Annotated in this window: 25 protein-coding genes, 2 tRNA genes and 2 rRNA genes; 25 read left to right on the top strand and 4 right to left on the bottom strand. The window is 50.0% G+C overall.

What is annotated here, in order from left to right; genetic code table 11:
* The 5 genes from NE619_RS15975 to NE619_RS15955 all read left to right on the top strand — a co-directional run.
* Positions 1-156, top strand: a 23S ribosomal RNA gene (locus NE619_RS15975); the annotation flags it as partial.
* 85 nt (positions 157-241) lie between these two features.
* Positions 242-358 (top strand): 5S ribosomal RNA (rrf, locus tag NE619_RS15970).
* Positions 359-364: 6 nt separating this feature from the next.
* Positions 365-439, top strand: a tRNA-Glu gene (locus tag NE619_RS15965).
* Between the two features lie 164 nt (positions 440-603).
* A tRNA-Leu gene (locus NE619_RS15960) sits at positions 604-686 on the top strand.
* 200 nt (positions 687-886) lie between these two features.
* A complete protein-coding gene (locus NE619_RS15955) occupies positions 887-1,696 on the top strand; it encodes a hypothetical protein (RefSeq protein ID WP_256133462.1) in 810 nt (269 codons plus the stop codon).
* A gap of 82 nt (positions 1,697-1,778) precedes the next feature.
* Here the strand turns inward: NE619_RS15955 and NE619_RS15950 are convergent, their stop codons facing one another.
* The gene (locus tag NE619_RS15950; protein WP_256133461.1) at positions 1,779-2,417 is read right to left on the bottom strand and encodes a DUF4878 domain-containing protein; all 639 of its coding nucleotides are present in this window, start codon (positions 2,415-2,417) and stop codon (positions 1,779-1,781) included.
* A gap of 172 nt (positions 2,418-2,589) precedes the next feature.
* Here NE619_RS15950 and NE619_RS15945 point away from each other — a divergent pair, with 172 nt between their 5' ends.
* Complete coding sequence (locus NE619_RS15945) at positions 2,590-3,018, top strand: ribonuclease G (RefSeq protein WP_256133460.1); 429 nt, start codon at positions 2,590-2,592, stop codon at positions 3,016-3,018.
* Positions 3,019-3,108: 90 nt separating this feature from the next.
* On the opposite strand, the gene NE619_RS15940 is transcribed toward NE619_RS15945, so the two are convergent.
* The gene (locus NE619_RS15940) at positions 3,109-4,968 is read right to left on the bottom strand and encodes a glycerophosphodiester phosphodiesterase (RefSeq protein ID WP_256133459.1); all 1,860 of its coding nucleotides are present in this window, start codon (positions 4,966-4,968) and stop codon (positions 3,109-3,111) included.
* Positions 4,969-5,084: 116 nt separating this feature from the next.
* Between NE619_RS15940 and NE619_RS15935 the strand changes: the two genes are divergently transcribed.
* From NE619_RS15935 to NE619_RS15895, 9 genes are all read left to right on the top strand, one after another.
* On the top strand, positions 5,085-5,969 hold the full coding sequence (locus tag NE619_RS15935) for a hypothetical protein (protein WP_256133458.1): 885 nt from the start codon (positions 5,085-5,087) through the stop codon (positions 5,967-5,969).
* Between the two features lie 103 nt (positions 5,970-6,072).
* The gene (locus NE619_RS15930; RefSeq protein ID WP_256133457.1) at positions 6,073-6,825 is read left to right on the top strand and encodes a DeoR/GlpR family DNA-binding transcription regulator; all 753 of its coding nucleotides are present in this window, start codon (positions 6,073-6,075) and stop codon (positions 6,823-6,825) included.
* A complete protein-coding gene (pfkB, locus tag NE619_RS15925; RefSeq protein WP_256133456.1) occupies positions 6,822-7,724 on the top strand; it encodes a 1-phosphofructokinase in 903 nt (300 codons plus the stop codon). The genes NE619_RS15930 and pfkB overlap by 4 nt, the downstream gene beginning before the upstream one ends.
* Before the next feature lie 22 nt (positions 7,725-7,746).
* Entirely contained in the window at positions 7,747-9,699 is a 1,953-nt protein-coding gene (locus tag NE619_RS15920) for a PTS fructose transporter subunit IIABC (protein WP_256133455.1), read from the top strand.
* A gap of 14 nt (positions 9,700-9,713) precedes the next feature.
* Positions 9,714-9,980 (top strand): HPr family phosphocarrier protein, encoded by a 267-nt coding sequence (locus NE619_RS15915; protein WP_256133454.1) that lies wholly within the window; start codon positions 9,714-9,716, stop codon positions 9,978-9,980.
* Positions 9,981-9,994: 14 nt separating this feature from the next.
* A complete protein-coding gene (ptsP, locus tag NE619_RS15910) occupies positions 9,995-11,698 on the top strand; it encodes a phosphoenolpyruvate--protein phosphotransferase (RefSeq protein ID WP_256133453.1) in 1,704 nt (567 codons plus the stop codon).
* 22 nt (positions 11,699-11,720) lie between these two features.
* The gene (gene gap, locus NE619_RS15905) at positions 11,721-12,737 is read left to right on the top strand and encodes a type I glyceraldehyde-3-phosphate dehydrogenase (protein WP_256133452.1); all 1,017 of its coding nucleotides are present in this window, start codon (positions 11,721-11,723) and stop codon (positions 12,735-12,737) included.
* 169 nt (positions 12,738-12,906) lie between these two features.
* Positions 12,907-13,524, top strand: a complete 618-nt coding sequence (locus NE619_RS15900) for a DUF3267 domain-containing protein (RefSeq protein ID WP_256133451.1) — start codon at positions 12,907-12,909, stop codon at positions 13,522-13,524.
* Positions 13,517-14,311: an EFR1 family ferrodoxin gene (locus NE619_RS15895; RefSeq protein ID WP_256133450.1), complete on the top strand. Its 795-nt coding sequence runs from the start codon at positions 13,517-13,519 to the stop codon at positions 14,309-14,311. The genes NE619_RS15900 and NE619_RS15895 overlap by 8 nt, the downstream gene beginning before the upstream one ends.
* A gap of 20 nt (positions 14,312-14,331) precedes the next feature.
* On the opposite strand, the gene NE619_RS15890 is transcribed toward NE619_RS15895, so the two are convergent.
* On the bottom strand, positions 14,332-14,982 hold the full coding sequence (locus tag NE619_RS15890; protein ID WP_256133449.1) for a manganese efflux pump: 651 nt from the start codon (positions 14,980-14,982) through the stop codon (positions 14,332-14,334).
* A gap of 69 nt (positions 14,983-15,051) precedes the next feature.
* Between NE619_RS15890 and NE619_RS15885 the strand changes: the two genes are divergently transcribed.
* Together NE619_RS15885 and NE619_RS15880 are read left to right on the top strand one after the other, a co-directional pair.
* Positions 15,052-15,366 carry an MGMT family protein gene (locus tag NE619_RS15885; RefSeq protein WP_256133447.1) on the top strand — a complete coding sequence of 105 codons (315 nt, stop codon included), beginning with the start codon at positions 15,052-15,054 and terminating at the stop codon, positions 15,364-15,366.
* Between the two features lie 63 nt (positions 15,367-15,429).
* Positions 15,430-15,870 (top strand): hypothetical protein, encoded by a 441-nt coding sequence (locus tag NE619_RS15880; RefSeq protein ID WP_256133446.1) that lies wholly within the window; start codon positions 15,430-15,432, stop codon positions 15,868-15,870.
* A 219-nt stretch (positions 15,871-16,089) separates the two neighbouring features.
* On the opposite strand, the gene NE619_RS15875 is transcribed toward NE619_RS15880, so the two are convergent.
* Positions 16,090-16,458 (bottom strand): hypothetical protein, encoded by a 369-nt coding sequence (locus NE619_RS15875; RefSeq protein ID WP_256133445.1) that lies wholly within the window; start codon positions 16,456-16,458, stop codon positions 16,090-16,092.
* 217 nt (positions 16,459-16,675) lie between these two features.
* On the opposite strand from NE619_RS15875, the gene NE619_RS15870 reads away from it, so the two are divergent.
* The 8 genes from NE619_RS15870 to NE619_RS15835 all read left to right on the top strand — a co-directional run bounded on the left by NE619_RS15870 (position 16,676) and on the right by NE619_RS15835 (position 22,670).
* On the top strand, positions 16,676-17,233 hold the full coding sequence (locus tag NE619_RS15870; RefSeq protein WP_256133444.1) for a biotin transporter BioY: 558 nt from the start codon (positions 16,676-16,678) through the stop codon (positions 17,231-17,233).
* Positions 17,230-18,156 carry a biotin synthase BioB gene (gene bioB / locus NE619_RS15865; RefSeq protein WP_256133443.1) on the top strand — a complete coding sequence of 309 codons (927 nt, stop codon included), beginning with the start codon at positions 17,230-17,232 and terminating at the stop codon, positions 18,154-18,156. Before NE619_RS15870 ends, bioB begins: the two co-directional genes overlap by 4 nt.
* Entirely contained in the window at positions 18,149-18,829 is a 681-nt protein-coding gene (gene bioD / locus NE619_RS15860) for a dethiobiotin synthase (RefSeq protein ID WP_256133442.1), read from the top strand. The genes bioB and bioD overlap by 8 nt, the downstream gene beginning before the upstream one ends.
* Before the next feature lie 12 nt (positions 18,830-18,841).
* On the top strand, positions 18,842-20,170 hold the full coding sequence (gene bioA / locus NE619_RS15855; RefSeq protein WP_256133441.1) for an adenosylmethionine--8-amino-7-oxononanoate transaminase: 1,329 nt from the start codon (positions 18,842-18,844) through the stop codon (positions 20,168-20,170).
* An 81-nt stretch (positions 20,171-20,251) separates the two neighbouring features.
* Entirely contained in the window at positions 20,252-21,274 is a 1,023-nt protein-coding gene (gene namA / locus NE619_RS15850) for an NADPH dehydrogenase NamA (protein WP_256133439.1), read from the top strand.
* A 68-nt stretch (positions 21,275-21,342) separates the two neighbouring features.
* Positions 21,343-21,519 (top strand): hypothetical protein, encoded by a 177-nt coding sequence (locus NE619_RS15845; protein WP_256133437.1) that lies wholly within the window; start codon positions 21,343-21,345, stop codon positions 21,517-21,519.
* A complete protein-coding gene (locus tag NE619_RS15840; protein ID WP_256133436.1) occupies positions 21,519-22,100 on the top strand; it encodes a Fic/DOC family protein in 582 nt (193 codons plus the stop codon). Before NE619_RS15845 ends, NE619_RS15840 begins: the two co-directional genes overlap by 1 nt.
* A gap of 42 nt (positions 22,101-22,142) precedes the next feature.
* Positions 22,143-22,670: an FmdE family protein gene (locus NE619_RS15835; RefSeq protein WP_256133435.1), complete on the top strand. Its 528-nt coding sequence runs from the start codon at positions 22,143-22,145 to the stop codon at positions 22,668-22,670.
* The last annotated feature ends 1 nt before the right edge of the window (position 22,671 follow it).

Here is a 22,671-nt window from a genome sequence, read left to right as displayed (position 1 = left end):
AAGCGCTGAAAGCATCTAAGTGCGAAGCCCCCCACAAGAAAAGATCTCCTCCTTTAAAGGTAAGACCCGTGGAAGACTACCACGTTGATAGGTCGGAGGTGGAAGTGCAGCAATGTATGGAGCTGACCGATACTAATAGGTCGAACGCTTGACCAATGGTTTCAAGTAAGGAAGTAAAGGAAAGAAAAGTTTACGCTTGACATTATTCAGTTTTGAAGGTACAATACTTTCACAAAGAAAATCCGGTGACTATAGCGAGGAGGTCACACCTGTTCCCATCTCGAACACAGAAGTTAAGCTCCTTAGCGCTGATGATACTTGGCGGGTGACTGCCTGGGAAAGTAGGACGTTGCCGGTTTTTTTAGGCCCTATGGTCAAGCGGTCAAGACACCGCCCTTTCACGGCGGTAACCCGGGTTCGATTCCCGGTAGGGTCACCATAACGAAAAGTCGATTTGCATTTAGTAAGTCGGCTTTTTTTCTTTGTTTTTTCCGGATGAGCGGAGCAAGAAAAGGCTTTGAAAGTACTTGCAAAATTTAACTTGTTATAGTATAATTTAACCTGTTGATTCGCATTTAGATGTTGAAATTTGAATGCTTATACGCGCCTGTGGTGGAATTGGCAGACACGCTAGATTTAGGTTCTAGTGGGCGACCGTGGGGGTTCAAGTCCCTCCAGGCGCACCAAACTATACGAAAGCATCTCAGCTGTAAAAACTGGGATGCTTTTTTCGTGCCAGCATTATCTGCGCTTGCCTGACAAATTTTCAGCAGCCTAAGTATCCGGTGCGGCGTATCGGAAGTGTGGAAATGATTGACATATATCTCCGCGTCAGGCATAATAAAGATATCTGATTATAGTATTATTATTTGAAATGAGGAAGACTATGAAAATGAAACGTATGATAGCCTGTTGTCTGGCCTTTATTATGGTTGTGACATTAATGCCGGCGGTAACATTTGCGGGAACGCAGCCGGAAACACCAAAGACTTTGCAGAAAGCGGATAAGAGCTTAAAGTCCATGGAGAAAAAGGGAAAGAAAGTACGGCCGAAATCTGCGACCACTAAAGAGTATGATGACGAATATTTGTATGGCCCTATGACTGTAGCGGCTGAGCCTTACGACTACAATTCGATTTTGCTCATGTGGGATGACGATGAATATCCGGAAGGCTTTCTGGTTTGGAGGACAACAACGCCCTACAATCCCGACAGCTGGGAGATTGTAGGTGAAGTCTGGGGAGATGATTACGATTTCCTGCTTGGTTACGATTTCTGCAGGATCGATACAGGCCTTAAGACGGGAACGACTTATTATTATATTATTGACTCATGGGATTATTCCTTAGATGCATACGATGATGACGGATTCGTGTTCAGCAATTCCGATCTGATGGTTTCAGCTCGCCCGACTTTAGGCAAAACAACAAAGGTTAAAGCTAAGTCGAAAAAGCGGAAGCAGGTAACGGTAACCTGGAAGAAAGTAGCCGGCGCAAGCGGTTATCAGGTTCAAAAATCCTATAAAAAGAACAAAGGATATAAGAGTGCGGGGACAGTAAAGAAAAAGACCTCAAAGACCATTAAAAATTTAAAGCGTAAGAAGAATTGTTACGTGAAAGTAAGGGCTTACAGAACGGTTTCGGGCAAAAAGGTTTATGGACGCCTGTCAGGAGCCGCAAAGGCAAAAGTAAAATAGAAGGAAACCATCAGGCATGGTTTTGAGTATGAAAGACCCGGGCGCGTTTGGTGCGCTCGGGTCTTTGATGATTAGGATATGGTTACTGATCTTCGCTTCCGCCGAAGGAGTTTTCGATTTTCTTGGCAGCCTCGCCCATTCCGCCGGTGATGATATTATAAAAATTGTTGTTTTCATCAATTTTATCCATTACCCATTGACCGTCTTTTTGCGATAAAGACAGTGTAGCTGTACCGGTATAGTCCTTCTTCATCTTGGACAACTCTGCCGATAGGATCTCCGCGGCTTTATCATTGATCTCCTTTTCGGAGCTTCCGCTCAATGCCATGGAAAAGGCCTGCTTGAGGAATTCCGTTGCAAAATCTGTGAAAGCTGATCCGAGATCGTAGGTTGTGATAGCTACATCAACAGTAGCTTTGTCCCCGTCAATTTTTTCGTTTGATACTTCATAATCGAAGTCAAAGAGCTTATCTTTCATTTCTTCGTTATAGATCTTCTGCAGTGCGTCATCGGCTTTTTCCGCGTCGGTGGATTCCTTCTTCTGCGCTTCCTTCAGCAGATCGATTTCACCGTCGGGGTAAACCGTTTTCAGCGTTTCTGCGTTTTGGCTCTTAACGGCCTCCATAAAATCCTTTGTGACATCGGTAGGACTGGGACTTCCGCATGCGCATAACCCGAGCACCAGGACCATGCTTAAAATGATTCCAATAATTTTCTTCATAATTTCCTCCTGAAATAAGTAATATGATTTTCCCTGCCCCCTCTTTTGTAAAGTTCCTTTCTTACTAAAAGATTATACACTAAGACGGCGCAAAAAAACAGATGACAACGGTGCGGGCTTCTGCGATAATGGGATTAACGGAATTATCTATTTTTGTTCAAAAGGAGGACTTATGGAAAATCAAAATAATCCCAACACGCAGGATCAGCAGCAACCCCCTTATTCCCCTTATGTTGCTCCGCCGGAAGTGAAGAAATGGAACTGGGGTTCCTTTATGTTCAATATCTGGTGGGGGATCGGCCATAAGGTATATTTGCCGCTGCTGTGCCTGATCCCTTTATTCAACCTGGTATGGGTTTTTGTCTGCGGAGCAAAGGGCAACGAATGGGCCTGGAAAACGGGTCAGTATGCCACGCCGGAGGAGCTGAAAAAAAGCCAGGAATCGTGGAGCAGAGCAGGACTTGTTTATTTTATCGTTATGGCTGTATGCGTCATTCTTTATATTGTACTCTTTGGCAGTATGATCGCCGCCATTTTTTCCGGACATGGCCACATGGAGCCGTGGGATGACTTTGGCTATGATGATTATTATGATCTCTAAAGCTCGCCTTAGCCGCGAATTCAATTGAAATAAGGGACCTGCCGGAAACAATCGAAGTCCGGGCAGGCCCCTTATTTATTTTTAGGATAATTATTTGATGGAGCTTTTTATATGCTGGTCCACCACGCTGCGGGCCAGCTTTGGTTTATCGGTTATGATTCCTACCGCTCCCATTTTCAGATAGGATTCCATGGATTGTTGTTTGTCAACGGTCCATACATAGACCGGCAGATAGGCTCTGTTGCATTCAGCGATAAAGCTGTTTGTAGCCATGCTCTCCTCAATAATGAGGAAATCCACATTGAGCTGGCGCAGAGAGTTGAGCCTGGCCTGGCCGAGATTTCCATATACGCAGTAGCCCACCGTATATTCCGGATAATGGGTTTTCAGATCTTCCACCAAACCGTATTCAAGGGACATGATCTCGCAATTCTTCTGGAAATGGTTTTGTTCCACCACCTGGGTTACAGCCTTTACAATATCCCTTTTCTCATGACCGTGAAGCTTCAGCTCAATCAGCAGGTTGATCTTTCCGCGGGAATAATCAATAACCTCATCCAATGTGGAAATCTTTCCTGTCTTATCGTTTTGTTTCAGCTTCAGCCTGGATAATTGACTGGCGGTCATATCATAAACATTGACGTTTTCTCCTGCCAGACGCTTGAGATTATCGTCATGGATAACCATGGGCACTCCGTCCTTGGAAAGCAGGATGTCAATCTCGGCATAATCCGCTTTCGCATCGATCGCGCCCTGAATGGCTCCCAGCGTATTCTCTACGCCAAGCTCACTGCCCCGGTGTCCGACAACCACCTGATCATAGGAATTTGGCTGGCTGTAGAGGAGCCCGAAGATTCCCAGGAAGAGCAGCACACAGACAATGGCCCAGATGGGCTTTTTATGGTTCTGGTAAAAGGGCCGCTGCCGAATCCAGCCGGAAATGGCCAACACCGCACGTTTTAGCGCGTTATAGATCTTCGAGGCGATACCCTGCGTCCTTCTCAATCTGCGGTCGATCGTAGGCATTGCTTCTTCATTGAGACTCACTTTTCCCCGACACTGGAGATACAGCGCCACCAGGAACGAAAACAAAAGAAGCATCAGGCAGATTTGCAGGCACTCCGTAAGGAGAAGCTGAAGGAGGCTTTTCCAGGCAAAGAAGAAGTTTCCTAAGATTTCCACGGGTCCGGCATCGGAAATCCCCGCATAGTAGGTGGGAAGCACTCCCGGAAAGAGGAAAAGCACACACCAGAGAACGAAAATGATAATCAATGGTACGGCGTTCCGCAGTTTCATGGATAAAAGCAGCGCCAGACTGCTCCGGCAGGCCCGGCCGAATTTGCGGCGGCGAAGGACCATGGAAGGAATAACGAAGATCAGACAGAAAAACAGCAGGTACATGAGGACATAGAAGAAAACCATCAGGATGCTGCCGAATGTGGACTTATACAGCTCTCCGCTGATAAAATTGGGAATATCGCCTTCGGGCCGGATGGAGGGGGCGATCCCCATTCCCACCAGCGGGAGCAGACCGAGGACATACAGGATGAAGCCAATAATACCAAAGCTCTTTAGACTTTTGAAGGTGGTCAGAGCCAGCTTTGAGGCATTTACAAGGGTCAGGGGAGTCCCAATATAGCGGTAATAGATCATCAGTACGATGACCGAAAACTCATAGAAGGCCAGGAACGCGCCCAGCAGGCACAGCAGGATGGTAGCGATGATACCTGCCGCATTGGTGAAAAATCCGGCAATATCTCCATTGAAAACCACGTCATGGCCGCTGATCTGCAGCGCCTGCTGCATAATCAGTGACAGCAGGGGTCGAAAAACCAGCGTGCAGACCAGTTTATAAATAATTTCAAAGATCAGGAGAGCCGGCAGGACATGAATAAACGTCATCACTGCCGTTCCGATCATATTTAAAGTTGGTGATTTAACCCGTTTCATAAAAATACCCCAGTCGTTTTCTTTCCATTATAGGCGCTGCGGCCGAAGAATTCAAGTCCGTATCAGGCGGGTATGAGATCAAAGCTTTCGGGCATACTGAAAGCAGGAGGCTCTGGATGAGAGACGGTGGATACAGATGGTTTCGCATTCTCCTGCATATGATATTTACGGCTGGCGTGCTGGCAGTACTCGTGCTGAGCCTGCCGCAAATGATGCTGCATTTACAGGACGAAGGCGGAGCGGCAGAAGGCCCTGCGGTGGAGATGGTCTCACTGAACAAAATATTGGAGAAAAAGACGCTGAATCAGGAGGACTATCGGCTGATCTTTCAGCAAACCGGTTTGGGAGCGCCGGCTGTGGAATCCCTGAAAAACGCCCATGGCTATCGCAGGAAAAAAATCGAGGCTTTTCAGGCGGCAAATTTTTCGCAGCGGCACATTGTCTGCACAAACGCGGGAATATCTATCAGGCAGGACCGATGTCTCCCGGGGAATGGAACAAAGGTCCCGTTGGCTCCGGTGGAAGACGGAGACATTTTAGTTTCTTTCTCGTCTCATTCTCTGGGATGGCGGCACGGTCACGCGGGGATCGTAACTGACGCCCAAAAAGGAATCTGTCTGGAAGCTCTGACTTTAGGGTGCGAATCGGAGCTGAAAGACCTGGATCATTGGCGAAATTATTCCAACTTTGCTGTTTTGCGGCTCAAGGGAGCAGATGCACGCAAGAGAAAGGCCATTGCCTCTTATGCCGGGCAAAACCTGCAAAACATTCCCTACAGCCTGCTAAGCGGTATTTTTAAGGAAGAGGAACCTGAATCGGATTGTTGTTCCTCGGCTCAGTGCGCCTATTTGATCTGGTACGCTTTTGCGCATTTCGGGTATGATCTGGATGCGGACGGCGGTCGAATCGTAACGGTGGCGGATCTTGCCCGCAGCCCATCGCTGGAGATTGTTCAGTGTTTTCACATAAATCCGGAACATTTTGCTTTTCAGCTTCAATAACCCAAATCAGTCAAAATCGGTCATGTAATTTGAATGAATTTGAATGAAAATGATTGACTTTGGAAGATGTGGTGTTATAATAAAACCGACAGGAGGGGAAGAGATGTTACAGGATGAACGGCATGAAAAAATATTAAAGCAGCTGAAAACGCAGCATGCGGTCAAGGTAACCAGCCTGGCGAAAGAACTTGGAATCAGCGAATCCACCATAAGGCGCGATATCAACGAACTGCACCAAATGGGCAAGCTGAAACGGGTATTCGGCGGAGCTGTTTCCATATCAGGCGATATGGCCTCGGGTGAGACGGACGTAGCGGTCAGGTCACAGATCAACATACAGGAAAAAGAGCAGATCGCCAGATATGCCGCTACCATGATTAACGACAATGACTTTATTTTTATTGACGCGGGGACAACGACCGAAAGGATGATTGAATATCTGGAAAAGAAAAATGTTACATATGTGACCAATGGCATTGTCCATGCGAAAAAACTGATTCAAAGGGGATTTAACGCATATATGATAGGAGGCCTGCTGCGGCCTTCCACAGAAGCAGCCATCGGTACGGCGGCTATTGACTCCATCCGGAAATATAATTTTACAAAGTGTTTTATGGGAACCAATGGAGTCGATATCGAGAGGGGATTTACAACGCCGGACATCGGTGAAGCGGCAATAAAGACAGAAGCGATGAAACAGTCCTACATATCGTTTGTGCTGGCAGATCATGCAAAGTTCGGGCTGATTTCTTCCGTGACCTTTGCGGGACTGGACGATGCCTGTATCATTACGGATCGGACGCCGGAGCAGCAGTACTGCCAGCACACGGTCATTAAGGAGGTGGAAGGCGTATGATCTATACCGTTACCTTCAGCCCGGCTATCGACTATGTAGTATACATGGATGACCTGAAACAGGGGGAGACAAATCGATCGAAACGCGAGACGTATTATTTTGGAGGTAAAGGCATCAATGTATCTACGGTACTCAGCCGTCTGAACGTCAAAAATACGGCTATGGGGTTCGTCAGCGGTTTTACCGGGCAGGCTCTGGAGGAGGGGCTTTGCGAGGCAGGCCTTGATACGGATTTTGTACATCTGGAAGAGGGGATAACCAGAATCAACATTAAGATCAAGACCGATCAGGAAACGGAGATCAACGCTCAGGGGGCGGCTATTCCAAAGGAAAAGCTGGAAGAGCTGCTGGGCAAGCTGGATGCGCTTTCTCAGGGGGACACGCTGATTGTATCAGGCAACGTTCCCAATACGCTGCCGAAGGATATCTACGAAACCATGCTGGCAAGACTGGACGGAAGGGGGATCCGGCTGGTGGCCGACGCAACGGGCCCTCTTCTGAAAAAAATACTGAAATACCGGCCGTTCCTGATAAAGCCCAATAAAAGGGAGCTGGAGGAGCTGACCGGAGGCGAAATTCGTACAGAACAGGAGCTTGCCGTAAGAGCGAAGGCCCTGCAGGATCAGGGAGCGCGGAATGTACTGGTCTCGCTGGGCGCGGACGGAGCGTATTTGCTCTGCGAAGACGGGATATCCTATAGGAGGGAAGCCATTGAGGTAAAGGCAGTCAATACCGTGGGAGCAGGGGATTCCATGATAGCCGGGTTCCTAGCGGGTTATTTAAAGAACGGCGATTACCGCTGCGCGCTCCGCCTGGGAGTCGCGGCAGGAGCCGCTACGGCCTGCAGTGAAGGTCTGGCGGAAAAAGAAACGATCATGGAATTGTTCCAAAACAATTAGATGAAAGAGAGGGAGAAGGGACATGCGTATCATCGATTTATTGCAGAAGGGGTCCATTGTACCCACAGCGCAGGTAAACTCAAAAGCGGAGGCAATTGATCTGCTCGTCGATTTGCATGAACAGGCCGGAAATCTGGCCGACAAGAGAGCATATAAAGAAGGGATTCTGGCAAGAGAGGAAGAGGGGACTACCGCCGTAGGAGAAGGAATCGCCATACCCCATGCTAAGAGTGAAGCAGTGAAAAAAGCGGGATTGGCAGCGATAACAGTTCCTGAGGGGATCGATTATCAGGCGCCTGACGGCAAACCTTCCTGCATTCTCTTTATGATCGCGGCTCCGATGGACGGAGATCTGCATCTGGAGGTGCTGTCGAGGCTCATGACTTTACTGATGGATATGGAGCTGAGAGCGGAGCTTTTGAAAGCACAGACTGCGGAAGAGTTTCTTTCCGCCCTTGACGCCAGAGAAAGAGAACGTTACTCGGAGGAGGGGGCGCAAAGGGAAGAAACGGCGGTTTCGGAAAAAGAGAGCACGGAGGCTCGTGAAGGGGGATACCGCATTCTGGCGGTGACTGCCTGCCCGACCGGCATCGCCCATACTTACATGGCGGCGGAGGCCCTGGAGAAAAAGGCCGGAGAAATGGGATACACGCTCAAGGCGGAGACCAACGGGTCCGGCGGCGCCAAAAACGTCCTGACGCCGGAAGAAATCCAGGCAGCTGACGGAATTATCGTCGCCGCTGATAAAAACGTTGATATGGCTCGTTTTGACGGAAAGAGAGTATATAAGACCAATGTATCGGCAGGGATTAATCATCCCGAAGAGCTCATTGAAAAAATCATAAAGGGAGAAGCGCCGATTTTCCACCGGGAAGGGGATGAACCGGCGGAGGCTGAGACTGTCGGCAGGGAAAGCGCCGGCCGTCAGATCTATAGGCATTTGATGAACGGCGTATCCTATATGCTGCCCTTTGTGATCGGCGGAGGCATTATGATCGCGCTGGCCTTTTTGATCGATACGATTGCCGGCGCGCCCCGGGACAGTGATTTCGGAGCTTATACGGCGGCAGCCGCTTTTTTTAAAACCATAGGTGGCATCGCGTTTGGTTTTATGATGCCGGTGCTGGCCGGGTACATCGCACGGAGCATTGCCGACCGGCCGGGATTGGCCGTCGGTTTTGTAGGAGGCTCCATCGCTACGCTGGGCTGCACCTTTGCCAATGTGGCGGGTGATCCGGCGGCTGTTTCGGGGTTCCTGGGGGCCTTAATCGCAGGCTTTGCGGGCGGATACATCGTGCTGCTTTTGAAGAAGCTTTTCTCCTTCCTGCCCAGCAGTCTGGAGAGTATGCTGCCGGTGCTGATACTGCCGCTTTTTGGCATTATCCTCATGGGCGCGTTCATGTGCTTCATCAATCCGGCGGTGGGAGCGATCAATACGGCGATTACCAACGGCCTTAACTCAATGGGCAGCACCAGCCAGATCCTTCTGGGATGTATTCTGGCAGGCATGATGGCCATTGATATGGGAGGACCTTTCAACAAGGCGGCCTATGTGTTCGGCACGGCGGCTATCGCCTCCGGCGGATTCAATGTCATGGCGGCGGTAATGATCGGAGGAATGGTTCCGCCCATCGCCATTGCCCTGGCGACCACATTCTTCAAACACAAATTCACAGCCGAGGAGAGAAAGGCGGGACTGGTCAACTATATTATGGGGCTCTGCTTTATCACAGAAGGCGCGATTCCTTTCGCCGCATCCGATCCGCTGCGGGTGATACCTTCCTGTGTGGCAGGCTCGGCAGTGGCAGGCGGAATTTCAATGGCAATGGGCTGTACGCTGAGAGCGCCCCATGGGGGCATCTTCGTATTCCCGGTGGTGGGCAGCGTAGGCGGCTATCTGCTGGCGCTGGTTATCGGCTCGCTGGTGGGAATGATTTTACTGGCGATTCTTAAAAAAACAAAGACAGCAGCTTAGAGGAGGGGAAAACAATGGTATCGAAAAAACTTAAAGTTACGAATTCCGAAGGCTTTCATATGAGACCGGCGACAAACTTTGCCAATGCCATGGCAAAATACAGTTCGGATATCAAAATCAAGTTCAACAATATGGAGGTCAACGCAAAGAGCGTGATGAACCTGATCGCGGCCTGCATCAAATTCGGCGCGGACATTGAAATCGTGTGCGACGGCGCAGATGAAGAGGCTGCGCTGCAGGAAGCGGCAGGCATGATAGAATCCGGTTTCGGAGAAGAATAGATGGGGTGATCCAGATGCTGAAAGGTATTTCCGTTTCGGACGGGATTGGAATTGGTAAAGCATATATTGTAAGACAGGGGAAACCGGAGTACACTCCCGTTTCCGTGGCTGATACGGAGGCAGAGGCAGCGCGCTTTCACCAGGCTGTAACGTGCTTTTGCGAAAGAACCGAGGAAATGGCTGAGAATATGGAACAGACTGTCGGTCAAAAGGACGCGGCCATCATCCGGGGACATATTCAAATGCTGAAAGATCCTTACATGCTTGCTCAGATTGAAGAACAGATTAAAGAGGGGACCTGTGCGGAAGCGGCCTGCGAAAACGTTCTCAACACGTTTATCGAGATGTTCTCACAGGTGGATGACGAATTGACCAGGCAGCGTGCCACCGATGTGGAGGATATTAAAATCCGCATGCTGGGAATACTCCTGGGAACAGAGACTCAGACTCTGAGGGATATCCCACCGGAAAGCGTACTGGTGACAGAGGATCTGACGCCCTCCATGACTGCTGAGATGGAGAGCAGGCATGTAGTGGGGATTGTCACGGAAAAGGGCGGGAAAACTTCCCATTCCGCGATTCTGGCCAGAGCGCTGGAAATTCCGGCAGTGCTTTCCGTCTCCGGCGCGGCGGCCCAGCTGAAAGCTGGAGATACTGTGATCGTGGACGGCAGAGAGGGACTTGTGGTTCCACAGCCGGATCAGAGGACTCTCAGCAAATATCGGAAGCAGAAAGCAGCTTACGAGGCGGAGCAGGAAGTCCTTTGCCAGTATATAGGCAGGGAAACTGTGACAGCTGACGGTGAAAGAAAAGAAGTCTGCTGCAATATCGGAAATCTTAAGGACGCGGCTGCGGCTGCTGAAAAGGACGGAGAAGGAATCGGTTTGTTCAGAAGCGAATTCCTGTTTATGGATAAGAAAGATGCTCCCGGGGAAGAAGAGCAGTTTGCCGCATATAAAAAAGCAGCTGAGGTTTTCAAAGGAAAACCCGTGATTATCCGGACCCTGGATGTGGGAGGCGATAAGGGAATTCCGTATCTTTCCATGGGGCAGGAGGATAATCCGTTCCTGGGGTTCAGAGGTATTCGCTACTGCCTTGCACACGGCGATTTGTATGATACGCAGCTGAGAGCGATTATCAGGGCCAGCGCCTTCGGTAAGGTGCGGATCATGGTTCCGCTGGTGACCGGAGTGGATGAGATCAGGGCGGTCAGGGAGAAAGTGCAGATAATTACTAGAGAATTCGAGCAAACAGGGGTAGAATATGATAGGAATTTGCAGGTGGGGATCATGGTTGAAACTCCCGCCGCCAGTCTGATTGCCGACCTCCTGGCGGAGGAAAGCGATTTTTTCAGCATCGGTACCAATGATCTGACCCAATATACGATGGCTGCGGACAGGGGCAATTCCCAGGTGGCATACCTGAACAATCCATATGAACCGGCAGTGCTGCGCTCGATTCGCCGGATCATCCGCTGCGGCAAAGAGGCGGGAATCCCCGTGGGCATGTGCGGAGAGGCGGCGGCCGATCCGCTTTTGACTCCGCTGCTGCTGGCCTTTGGCCTGGATGAATTCAGCGTCAGTCCCGCATCGGTATTGGCGACCAGATACAACATTTCCAAATGGACGAAGAGGGAGGCAGAGGCGGCAGCTGACCAGGTTATGAAGCTTAAAACCGCAGATGCCGTAAAAGCCTTTTTAATAAATTTAAACAAGTGAAATTCGAAGGAGGATGAACACGATGACAAAGATTGCAATTAATGGGTTTGGGAGAATCGGAAGACTGGCGTTCAGAAAGGTTTTCAATAATGAAGATTTTGAGGTAGTGGCGATCAATGACCTGACAAAACCGGAAATGCTGGCATATCTGCTGAAATATGACAGCGTGCAGGGAGCATACAGGGATCATACGGTGGAGCACGATGAAGAATCCATCACCGTAGACGGAAAGCAAATCAGAATCTATAAGGAATCCGATCCTAAAAATCTGCCGTGGGGAGAGCTGGGAATTGATATTGTCCTGGAATGTACCGGATTTTTCGCTTCCAAAGCAAAATCACAGGCTCATCTGGACGCGGGAGCTAAGAAGGTGCTCATTTCCGCACCGGCAGGAAACGACCTGCCTACTATCGTGTACGGAGTAAACCATCAGACTCTGACGAAAGATGACCATATTGTTTCCGGAGCATCCTGCACGACCAACTGCCTGGCGCCGATGGCAAAAGTCCTCAATGAGTACAGAGAGCTGAGAACCGGGTTCATGACAACCATCCACGCCTATACGGGCGATCAGATGATCCTCGACGGACCGCATAAAAAAGGCGATTTCAGACGTGCCAGAGCGGGCGCCATCAATATCGTACCCAACAGCACCGGCGCGGCAAAAGCTATCGGTCTGGTAATTCCGGAACTGGCAGGAAAGCTGATCGGGTCAGCTCAGAGAGTGCCGGTTCCATCCGGCTCCATTACCATACTCGATGCGACCTTAAAGGACGAAACGGAAAGCGTAAGCGTAGAGGGAATCAATGCCGCTATGAAGGCAGCTGCCGACGAATCCTTCGGATATTCAGAAGAAGAACTGGTATCCAGTGACGTGATCGGAATGAGCTACGGCTCTCTGTTCGATGCCACTCAGACTCTGGCAGAAAGGTGCGGAACCAGGATTTATGAGGTCCGCGTTGTAGCCTGGTATGATAATGAGATGAGTTACGTTTCCCAGCTGCTTAGGACGCTGGGCCACATGGCAACCATGCTGTAAAGCAGATATTATCGCCGCACCGTTCATACAGCGGCCGGCGGCCATATAAAATTAAACGAATGAGGACGGGGAACTCCGGCGCGCCACTGGCATCGGAATTCCCTGTTTTCTTTTTGCTGTCTCGACAGACTGCCTGTGAATATGTTAAACTTTTGTAAGGAGAAACGCTATGACAGATAAAGAGCTGAGAATCGAAAATTACAGAAGACAGAGGCAGGCGATGCTGGATGCCGGATATAGTGAGCATGTGGAGACCATATCCGTTATAAAGGCCAATATATGGGCGCTGGTGACCGCCGGGCCCTTTGTTGCCGCGGCAGCGGTGCTGTATCTGACGAAATGGGGCGAAATCCTCATTTCGATCCGTATCGGAGGAGTGATCCTGTTTCTTTTGCTGTTTCTGCTGTCGATCCCCGTACACGAAGGCCTGCATGGGCTCACATGGGGCATCTGCTGCCGGAATCATTTTCGGAGCATACGCTTTGGCATTATGAAAGAGTCCGGCACGCCCTACTGTCACTGCATGGAACCGTTGGGCTTCGGCAGCTATATAGCAGGCGGGTTAATGCCCTTTCTGGTTTTGGGTATCGGCTTGTTTTTGGTCAGTCTGTATGTACATAGTTCACTGGTTCTGCTGCTGAGCATGATGAACATTTTATGCGCCGGCGGGGATACTACCATCGCACTGCTGCTTTTACGGTACCGGGACGCGGAAATCCTGGATCATCCTACAGAATGCGGTTTTGCAGCGTTTCGTAAAGAGAAAGGAAGTCAAGACAATGAGTGAGAAGAAAATTTGGGCAATGTATTTCAGTCCTACGGGAACGACGGAGAAGATCGTTCGGTGTGTAGCTGATGTTCTGGCGGGAAACGATCAGGCGGAAGTCTTTGATTTTACCCTGCCGCAAAGCAGGTCGGAAGGGAAAACCTTTACAGAGAAGGACGCCGTAGTCTTTGGCGTTCCGGTGTATGCAGGACGAGTGCCCAACGTACTTCTGAAATATCTGGATACTGTGCAGGGCGGAGGCGCGCTGGCTGTGCCGGTTGTGTTATACGGCAACCGTAATTACGATGATGCGCTGATCGAGCTTCGGAACATTTTGGAGAAGAACGGTTTTCACACCATCGCGGCAGGGGCTTTTATCGGGGAACATTCCTTTTCCAAGATTCTGGCGGCAGGGCGTCCGGATGACAAGGATATGGAGCTGGCTCGGGATTTTGCTTCAAAGATTGTTCTGGAGAACCGTGGTATGATCCAAGTTAAGGGGGAAGACCCCATTCGCGGGTACTATCAGCCCAGGGACAGAAAAGGCGTATTTATTGACATCCGTAAAGTGAAGCCGCTGACGGCCGATAGCTGTACGGACTGTAAATTGTGCGCTCAGGTCTGCCCGATGGGTTCGATTTCCTTCGATAATGTAAGGGAGTTTACAGGAATTTGCATAAAATGCGGTTCCTGCATAAAAAAATGCCCGCAGGGCGCAAAATATTATGAGGACGAAGGCTATCTGTATCACAAGCATGAACTGGAAGAAGGCTATACGCGCCGTGCGGAACCGGAAGTTTTTCTTTAATACTTTGTCTGCGTCGGACTTTATACAAAGAATTCATAGATGCCCAGAATTACAATGAGAATGCCGGAGATTAGCTCTGAATAAGAACTCAGGCGGTTACTTTTGAATTTCTGGCCAATCTTTACGCCAGTCGTCAGCAGGAGCATACTGCAGAGAAATGTGCAGAGGGATGTGAGCAGCACGGGAAGGCCGGCAATGTTGGCCCCTATGCCGAAGCCCATGTTGTTGATCATCAGCACGAAAGCAAGGGCCAGGCTCTGGCGGGTAGTTATGGATATGAGGTTTCCGTGTCCTCCCTGAGGTTCTTTTCCGGCTGTCTGCCGGGACGCTTCCTCACGAGGTTCAGCGCTGTCGGAACCGCCCTGATCTGACGCTTCGCTCTTTCCCGGACGGGTGGATTTTTTCCTTTTTCGGAAAAAGCCGGCGATAAACCACAGTCCCATGATAATGAGGATGCTGCAGCCGATCAGTGCTGCAGTTTCTTTTTTCAAAAAGAGGGCAACGATTGTACCAAGGGACATGGAAATAAACGTTCCGCTGCTGGTAATCAACGCAATGAGCAGGTTGCGCGCAAAGCTGATACTGATTCCGCGGATTCCATAGGCGATTCCAAGGGGAATATTGTCCATATTGGCAGAAATAGCAAATAGAACAGCTGAAATAACATGCATAAGCGACCTCCGTTTTTTTGACACTGCTATATGTATATGAATTCATATCAAAGGAAGGTTCGGGATAAAATGAAAAATATGTTTGAACAAGTCTATGCAATTGTAGCGAGGATTCCTTCGGGGAGGGTGACTACTTATGGTCAGATCGCACGGATGCTGGGAAATCCCAGACTGTCAAGAGCAGTGGGCTATGCGCTTCATGTAAGCCCGGATGGACTTCCATGTCACCGGGTCGTGGATCGGAACGGTAAACTGGCGGATTCTTTTTTTCATGACGGAATCAATGAACAGCGCCTGCTCCTTGAAGAAGAAGGCGTGGCCTTTACGGAAGAAGGGCGGGTAGCACTGGAAAGCTGCATGTGGTACGGAGATTCTGACAAATAGGCCGGGATATGGGATAGAAGGGGAGCAATCTGCGCACACTAGGGAAAGAGGAGTGTGAACAGAATGAATGAGAATAATTTCAATGCGGAACTTTTGAATTTTGTCTATCAGAATTCGCAGATGGGCGTTGATACGATCACGCAGCTTCTTGATATCGCTCAGGAAGAAGCTTTTAAAGAGCATCTCCACGCCCAGCTGAAGGAATACCGGCAGATCCATGATAAGGCGGCTCAGATGTTGGAAGCCAATGGCTTCAACGAGGAGGGTCTGTCTGCCTTTGAAAAGATTCGGACCTATCTGATGATTAACTTTCAGACCCTGTCCGATGACTCCACTTCCCATATAGCGGAAATGCTGATGGTCGGGAGCAATATGGGGGTTATCGACGCCATCAAGAATATCAGGAAGTACAAAGATCTGGCGGAACCGGACATCCTGGATCTGATGGAGCATCTGAAAAAATTTGAAGAAAATAACGTAGAACGGTTTAAAAAGTATTTGTAGCGGAATATGCGGTATCTGTCCTTTTTCGGGCGGGACCGCATTTTTTCAATGAAAAAAGCAAACCCTTCGCAGAGCCTGCGATGTTTGCTTAAAAGAGGGTGCTTTTAAATTGTGATCTGACATTCAGGTGTCAGATTTTTTGCTGCGCGGAACATGCCGGTCCCACCCGGCGGCAGCAAATTCCGATCGGATTGCTTTGCCGATCTTCGTCGTGCCCGGCTACATAGCGGCTTGCCGCAAGGAATCCTTATCGACTTTCTTTTCCTGAAGAAATTTGGACCATTCTATAGCAGCGCCTAAATCGTTTTCCAGGATTTCAAAATTCCGCTGAGCCTGTCTGTGCAGCCGTGCGAAGTTTTCATGCATGGTCTGCTCCAGGGAGTCAACTCTATGCTCCGAGGTGAACATTCGCTGTTCCAGGGCAGAAACTCTTTGTTCCAGGGCATCGACTTTCTGTTCCAGGGCAGTTGTTCGTTTCGAAAGGTCTTCGAATTTGCTTTCAAGGTTAGTGACCCGAACTTTTACCTCTTTCACTTCCTCGTAGATCAGAACAAGCATTTCTTTGATTTCATGAAGTTCCTGTGTCATTTTGCACTCCTTTCCCATTATCTTAGAGACAATGTATATTTCTATAAATTAGATGTCCTTATTATAGCAGGGAGGAAGAAAAGTTACAAGTGAAAAATTGTAAAAAAATTACAATTACAGACAAAAGATTGTAAACTAAAAATAAAAAAGAGTTGACAATGTGAGCGGCGCAGGTATACTAAGAAATAGATTTACTGTTTCATGTTGGAGGTGCGTTATGTCGAAGGCTTTTTCTGCGCAGAACATGGTTTTGTGCGCTCTTTTTACGGCCCTGATCGCAATAGGGGCTTTTATCAAGATTCCCGTTCCCGTGGTACCTTTTACGCTGCAGTTTCTGTTTACCACTTTAGCGGGACTGTTTTTGGGACCCGGGGTTGGAGCCGCCAGTGTGATTTTGTATCTGGCACTGGGGCTGGCGGGGCTCCCGATCTTTGCGCAGGGCGGCGGACCGGGATACGTGCTTATTCCCAGCTTCGGTTATCTGATCGGCTTTGCGGCAGGTACGTGGATTACCGGAAAAATGACGGAGAAAATAGCTGCTCCCAGTTTAAAGCAATTGCTGACGGCTAACTTTTCCGGACTGGCGGTCGTGTATCTGATCGGCATGGCCTATTATTACCTGATCTGCAATTATGTTCTGGGAACGCCGATCGCTTTCTGGCCGCTGTTCCTGTACTGCTTTTTGATGGCAGTTCCGGGAGATATTCTGATCTGTGTTATCTGTGCCTTTCTGGCCAGAAGGCTATTGCCGCAAATAAGGAGGTATGTGAAATGATTGATAAGAGCGAACTTTTAAAACTGTCCCGTCTCCCGCTGGATCGGTTGTGCGAAGAAGCGAATCAGCTGCGGAAGGAAGCGTGCGGCAATGGCTTTGACCTTTGCACCATTGTCAACGGAAAGAGCGGCCGCTGCAGTGAGGACTGCAAATACTGTGCCCAGTCCGCGTGCTACCGGACGGATATCCCGGAATACCCGCTGATGGGAAAAGAAGAGATCCATAAAGAAGCGGTACATAATCAGAAGAAGGGCGTGGTGCGTTTTTCCGTAGTAACTTCGGGAAGGCGATTGTCCGACCAGGAGGTTGAACGGCTCTGCGACGCGTACAGAGAGATTTCACGGCAGGAAAAGATTTCCCTCTGCGCTTCCCACGGGCTGCTCACGGAAGAACAGTTTCGGAAATTAAAGGCCTCAGGCGTGGAGCGCTATCACAACAATCTGGAAGCAAGCGAAGGCTTTTTCTCTCGGATCTGCACAACCCATACCCAGAGGGATAAAAAAGAAGCGATTCTCCGTGCGAGAAAGGCCGGACTCTCCATATGCAGCGGGGGAATCATAGGAATGGGCGAAACCATGGAAGACCGGATCGATCTGGCCCTGGAGCTGAGAAAACTGGAGGTGGGATCCGTGCCGATCAATATTCTGAGTCCGATTCCGGGGACGCCTCTCGGGAGGCAAAAGCCGTTGGACAATGAAGAGGTTTGTCGGACTGTGGCCCTTTTCCGCTTTACCCTGCCGAAAGCTTCGATCCGGCTGGCCGGGGGAAGAGGGCTCCTGCCGGACAAGGGCAGGCAGGCCTTTTGTTCCGGGGCCAACGCAGCGATTACAGGCGATATGCTGACTACTGCCGGAATCAGCATTGAAACGGATTTAAAAATGATAAGAGAACTTGGATATGAGGTGGTGAAACGCAATGACTAAAGGACTTTTTATTACAGCAACAGGAACGGATGTTGGCAAGACTTATATTACCGGACTGATCGTAAAAAAAATGCGCCAGGCGGGATTTGAAACAGGGTATTACAAAGCAGCCCTGAGCGGAGCCGTCCGCCAGGGGGAAACGCTGATTCCCGGAGACGCGGAATATGTGAAACGGACCGCGCAGCTGGAGGCCCCCCTCGAATCGATGGTATCCTATGTGTACGAAACGGCTGTTTCTCCCCATCTGGCGGCAGAACTGGAAGGATGCCCGGTATCGGAAGACAAGGTGCTTGCCGACTACGAAAAAGCCTGCCAAAGCTATGACTACATAACTGTAGAGGGCAGCGGCGGGATTATTTGTCCCATTCGGCGAAAGCAGCCGCAGCTGATGCTGACCGATCTGATCCGGGATATGGGCCTGGGGATTCTGATCATCGCTCCCGCAGAGCTGGGAACCATCAACAGCACAGCGCTGACCATAGAATACGCCCGGGCAAAAGAAATTCCGGTGAGGGGAGTCATCCTGAATTTCTTCCATCCGGGTGATCCGATGGAGGAGGATAACAAACGGTTTATCGAAGAATTCACCGGCGTGCCGGTTTTGGCCTGCGTGAAGGAAAATGACCGTGACATCGACATAGAGCCGGAAGTTCTGGCAGGGCTTTACCGATAAGGAGGAATATATATGGAAAATAGAAAGAACGATTATATCTGGCATCCGTGTACGCAGATGAAGGATCACGAAGACTTTCCCCTGGTTATGGCGGACCGGGCCGAAGGCGTCTGGATCTACGATAAAGAAGGGAAACCCTATCTGGACATCATCAGTTCCTGGTGGTGTACGCTGTTTGGGCACAATAATCCGCGGATCAATCGTGCGGTAAAAAAGCAGCTGGATAAAATAGAGCACGTCATATTTGCCGGCTTTACCCACGAACCGGCGGAGGAGCTTTGCAGGAGACTGGCCGGGCTCCTGCCCAGGGGGCTGGAAAAGTTTTTTTTCGTAGACAATGGTTCCACAGCCGTGGAATGTGCCATGAAGATGAGTTTTCAATACCACCGGCAGACAGGACATCCTGAAAAGCAGCGCTTTATGACCCTGGCCGGCGGATACCATGGGGAAACGTTAGGCGCGCTGTCCATGGGCGGGATGGATTACTATTCCAGGATGTTTCAATCCTTACTGCTGCCTGCCATCCATGTCCCGGGGCCGGACTGCTATCGCTGTCCTTATGGGAAACACAGGGATTCCTGCCAGGCGGAATGCATCGAGGGCGCAGAAAAAGTTTTCGAAGAATACGGTGAGGAAACCACCGCCTTTCTCATCGAACCGATGTTTCAGGGGGCGGCCGGAATGCGGATTTACTCGCCGGTGTACTTACAAAAGCTGCGGAAACTCTGCGATCGGTACAATGTGAATCTGATCGCGGATGAGATCGCCGCCGGCTACGGAAGGACGGGAAAGCTCTTTGCCTGTGAGCATGCAGGAATCAGCCCGGACTTCATGTGCCTTTCCAAGGGACTGACAGGGGGCTATCTGCCCATGGCAATGACGGTGACGACTGCAAAAATCTATGATGCCTTTTATGCCGACTTCAATGAGAAAAAGGCCTTTGTCCACAGTACCACCTACAGCGGGAATCCCCTTGCCTGCGCGGCGGCCGTCGAAGTGCTGAATATTCTGGAGGAAGAGGAACCGCTGCAACATACGGAGGCCGAATATCTGACCAGTGAACTGAAAGCAGCTCTGGAAGGACATAAAAACGTGGGTGAAATACGGAGTATCGGGCTGATCAATGCCATTGAGCTGGTTGAGGATAAGGGGACAAAGAAAGCCTTTGATCCGGAAAAGCGGGTGGGATATGAAATCTATAAGGAAGCCATGGGCAGGGGACTGCTGCTGCGGCCCATGGGCGATGTGCCCTATTTTAACCCGCCGCTGAACATCAAGAAACAGGAGATCGACCGGGCCATAGAGATATGCAGGGAAAGTATCGAAGCGGTTTTAGGTTAAAAAAGCTTGATCGGGGAAGGGTAATCCTATAAAATGGTTAAAAAACAAGCCGAAAAGGCTGGGACTTAGAGGTAGGATAAAATGAGTAAATTATTTCAGGAATTTAAGCTTAAAAATCTGACTTTGAAAAACCGGATTGTCATGCCGCCCATGTGTATGTACTGTGCCGGTGAAGATGGAATGGTAACGCAGTGGCATGTGATTCATTACGGGACAAGAGCAGTGGGAGGAGCAGGACTCCTGCTTGTGGAAGCTACGGGCGTGTGTCCGGAGGGCCGTATTTCATCGGAGGACCTGGGGCTGTGGAATGACGATCAGATCGAAGGCATGAAACGATTGGTTGAAGCCGTCCATGACAACGGAGCCAGGATCGGAATTCAATTGAATCACGCGGGAAGAAAATGCACAGCTGAGGGAATGGATATCGAGGCGCCCAGCCCGATCCCCTTTGACGATGAAAGCGCTACGCCCAGAGAGATGACGGCCTCCGATATTGACGAGACTGTAGAGCAGTTCCGACAGGCCGCGGCCAGGGCGGAGCAGGCGGGGTTCGACTTGATCGAAATTCACGGAGCCCACGGCTACCTGCTCAGCGAGTTCCTTTCGCCGCTGACAAATAAAAGGGACGACCAATACGGCGGCAGCGCCGAAAACCGGGTGAGATTCCTCGGGCGTGTAGTCGATGCGGTAAAGACTGTCTGGCCGGAGGAAAAACCGCTGCAGGTCAGAGTTTCCGCGGAGGATTATGAGGAAGGGGGAAATCGAGCGGAAGACTTGGGCGAGATGCTGAACCTTATCAAAGGAAAAGGCATTGATATTGTCAATGTCAGCACCGGAGGCGTGGTTTCCGCCGCGCCCAAGGCTGTAAAAGGATACCAGATTCCCCATGGGGAAGTGGTTAAAACGATGACCGGCCTTCCAGTGATCGCCGGGGGCCTGGTGACGGAAGCGCAGGAAGCGGAAGAGATCATTGCCTCGGGAAAGGCCGATTTGGTCTATATCGGAAGGGAGCTGCTGCGCAGCCCTTACTGGCCTTTGAAGGCTGCCGGAGAATTGGGCGCTGATATCCCATGGCCAAAGCAGTATGAACGGGCAAAACGATGACAGGAGATGGATTTTTGAAGGCCTTTGTGCTATAATAGATATATATGTGCAAAGGAGTACGGCGGGAAATGAAGGATGAAATTTTAGAAAGAAATCTCAGATTCGCAGAGGCGAATATGGAGTTTGAAGGATTTGAAATCGACGGCAGACTGCGGGAGATGGGCCGCAGGATTCTTTCCGGAGAGTGCAGCGCCGATGCGATAGTCAGCAGCTGTCTGTCCCGGTACGGCGGAGACGCGGAGTAATGGGCGGCTATTTCGTGGAAGGGGCAGATGTCCTGGAAAATAAGCTGGGAATCGACGATCCGGTCAGACTGAAGAAAATTGAAACAGAGATTGTATACGCAAGAATGATTGAACTCACCAGAGAAACCTACGACGGTGAGTTTAATTTTAGGCTTTTAAAGCATTTTCATTACTGCCTGTTTTCAGACATCTATTATATGGCCGGACAGGTGCGGACTGTACGTATCGCCAAAGGAAACAGCGTTTTCTGCTACCCGGAAAATATTGAACAGCAGCAGAGACGGATCTTCGGAAAGTTGAAAGAAGCTTGTTATCTGCGGGGGCTTGCTCGAGAGGAGTTTTTGGAAAAATTTGCTGATCTGGCGGGAGAGCTGAATGCCCTGCACCCTTTTCGGGAAGGAAACGGCAGGACAATCAAGCTGTTTCTATATAAATTGGCCCAATCGGCGGGCTGGCACATCGACTACGGGGCCATCGACGCGTCTGAACTGATGGAGGCCGACATAGCAGCCTTTTACGGGGACCCGAAAAAGCTGATGAAACTGATCGACAAAAATCTCTGCCCCTGGGAAAAGAAATAATTTTTTCATGTATAAGGGTGTTGCGAAAAAGGAGGAAAGAATATGAGCAAGGAACTTTGGGAAAAAGCAGTGAGCTTCCACGGTCATGAATGCGGCGGGATCGCGCTGGGCGTGCGGGCCTGCATGGAAGCGATCCGCAGACTTGGCATAACCTTTTCCCGGGATGAAGATCTGGTGTGCGTGACAGAAAACGACGCCTGCGGCGTAGATGCGGTGCAGGCTATCCTTGGGTGTACGCTGGGCAAGGGAAATCTGATCTATTACGGGACCGGAAAGATGGCCTTTAATTTCTATAACCGGCAGACAGGCGAAAGCTTTCGTATGATCGCAAAGCCCAAAAAGTCGGGCGGCAAAAAAGGTAAGGAATACATAGACTTTGTTCTCACCGGTCCTCTGGAAGAAATCTTTGACGTAGGAGAAACGAGATACCGTCTTCCGGAGAAGGCCAGGAGTCTGAATACCGTCATCTGTGAAATCTGCGGAGAAGGCGCTCCTGAGACAAAGATGCGGCTGCAGGATGGAAAGAAGGTCTGCCTGGAATGTTTTAATGATTACAGCAGGGGGTGGTAGC

The organism is Anaerovorax odorimutans, assembly GCF_024459955.1.
Lineage (GTDB): Bacteria > Bacillota > Clostridia > Peptostreptococcales > Anaerovoracaceae > Hominibacterium > Hominibacterium odorimutans_A.
This window is presented reverse-complemented; position numbering and strand designations above follow the sequence as displayed.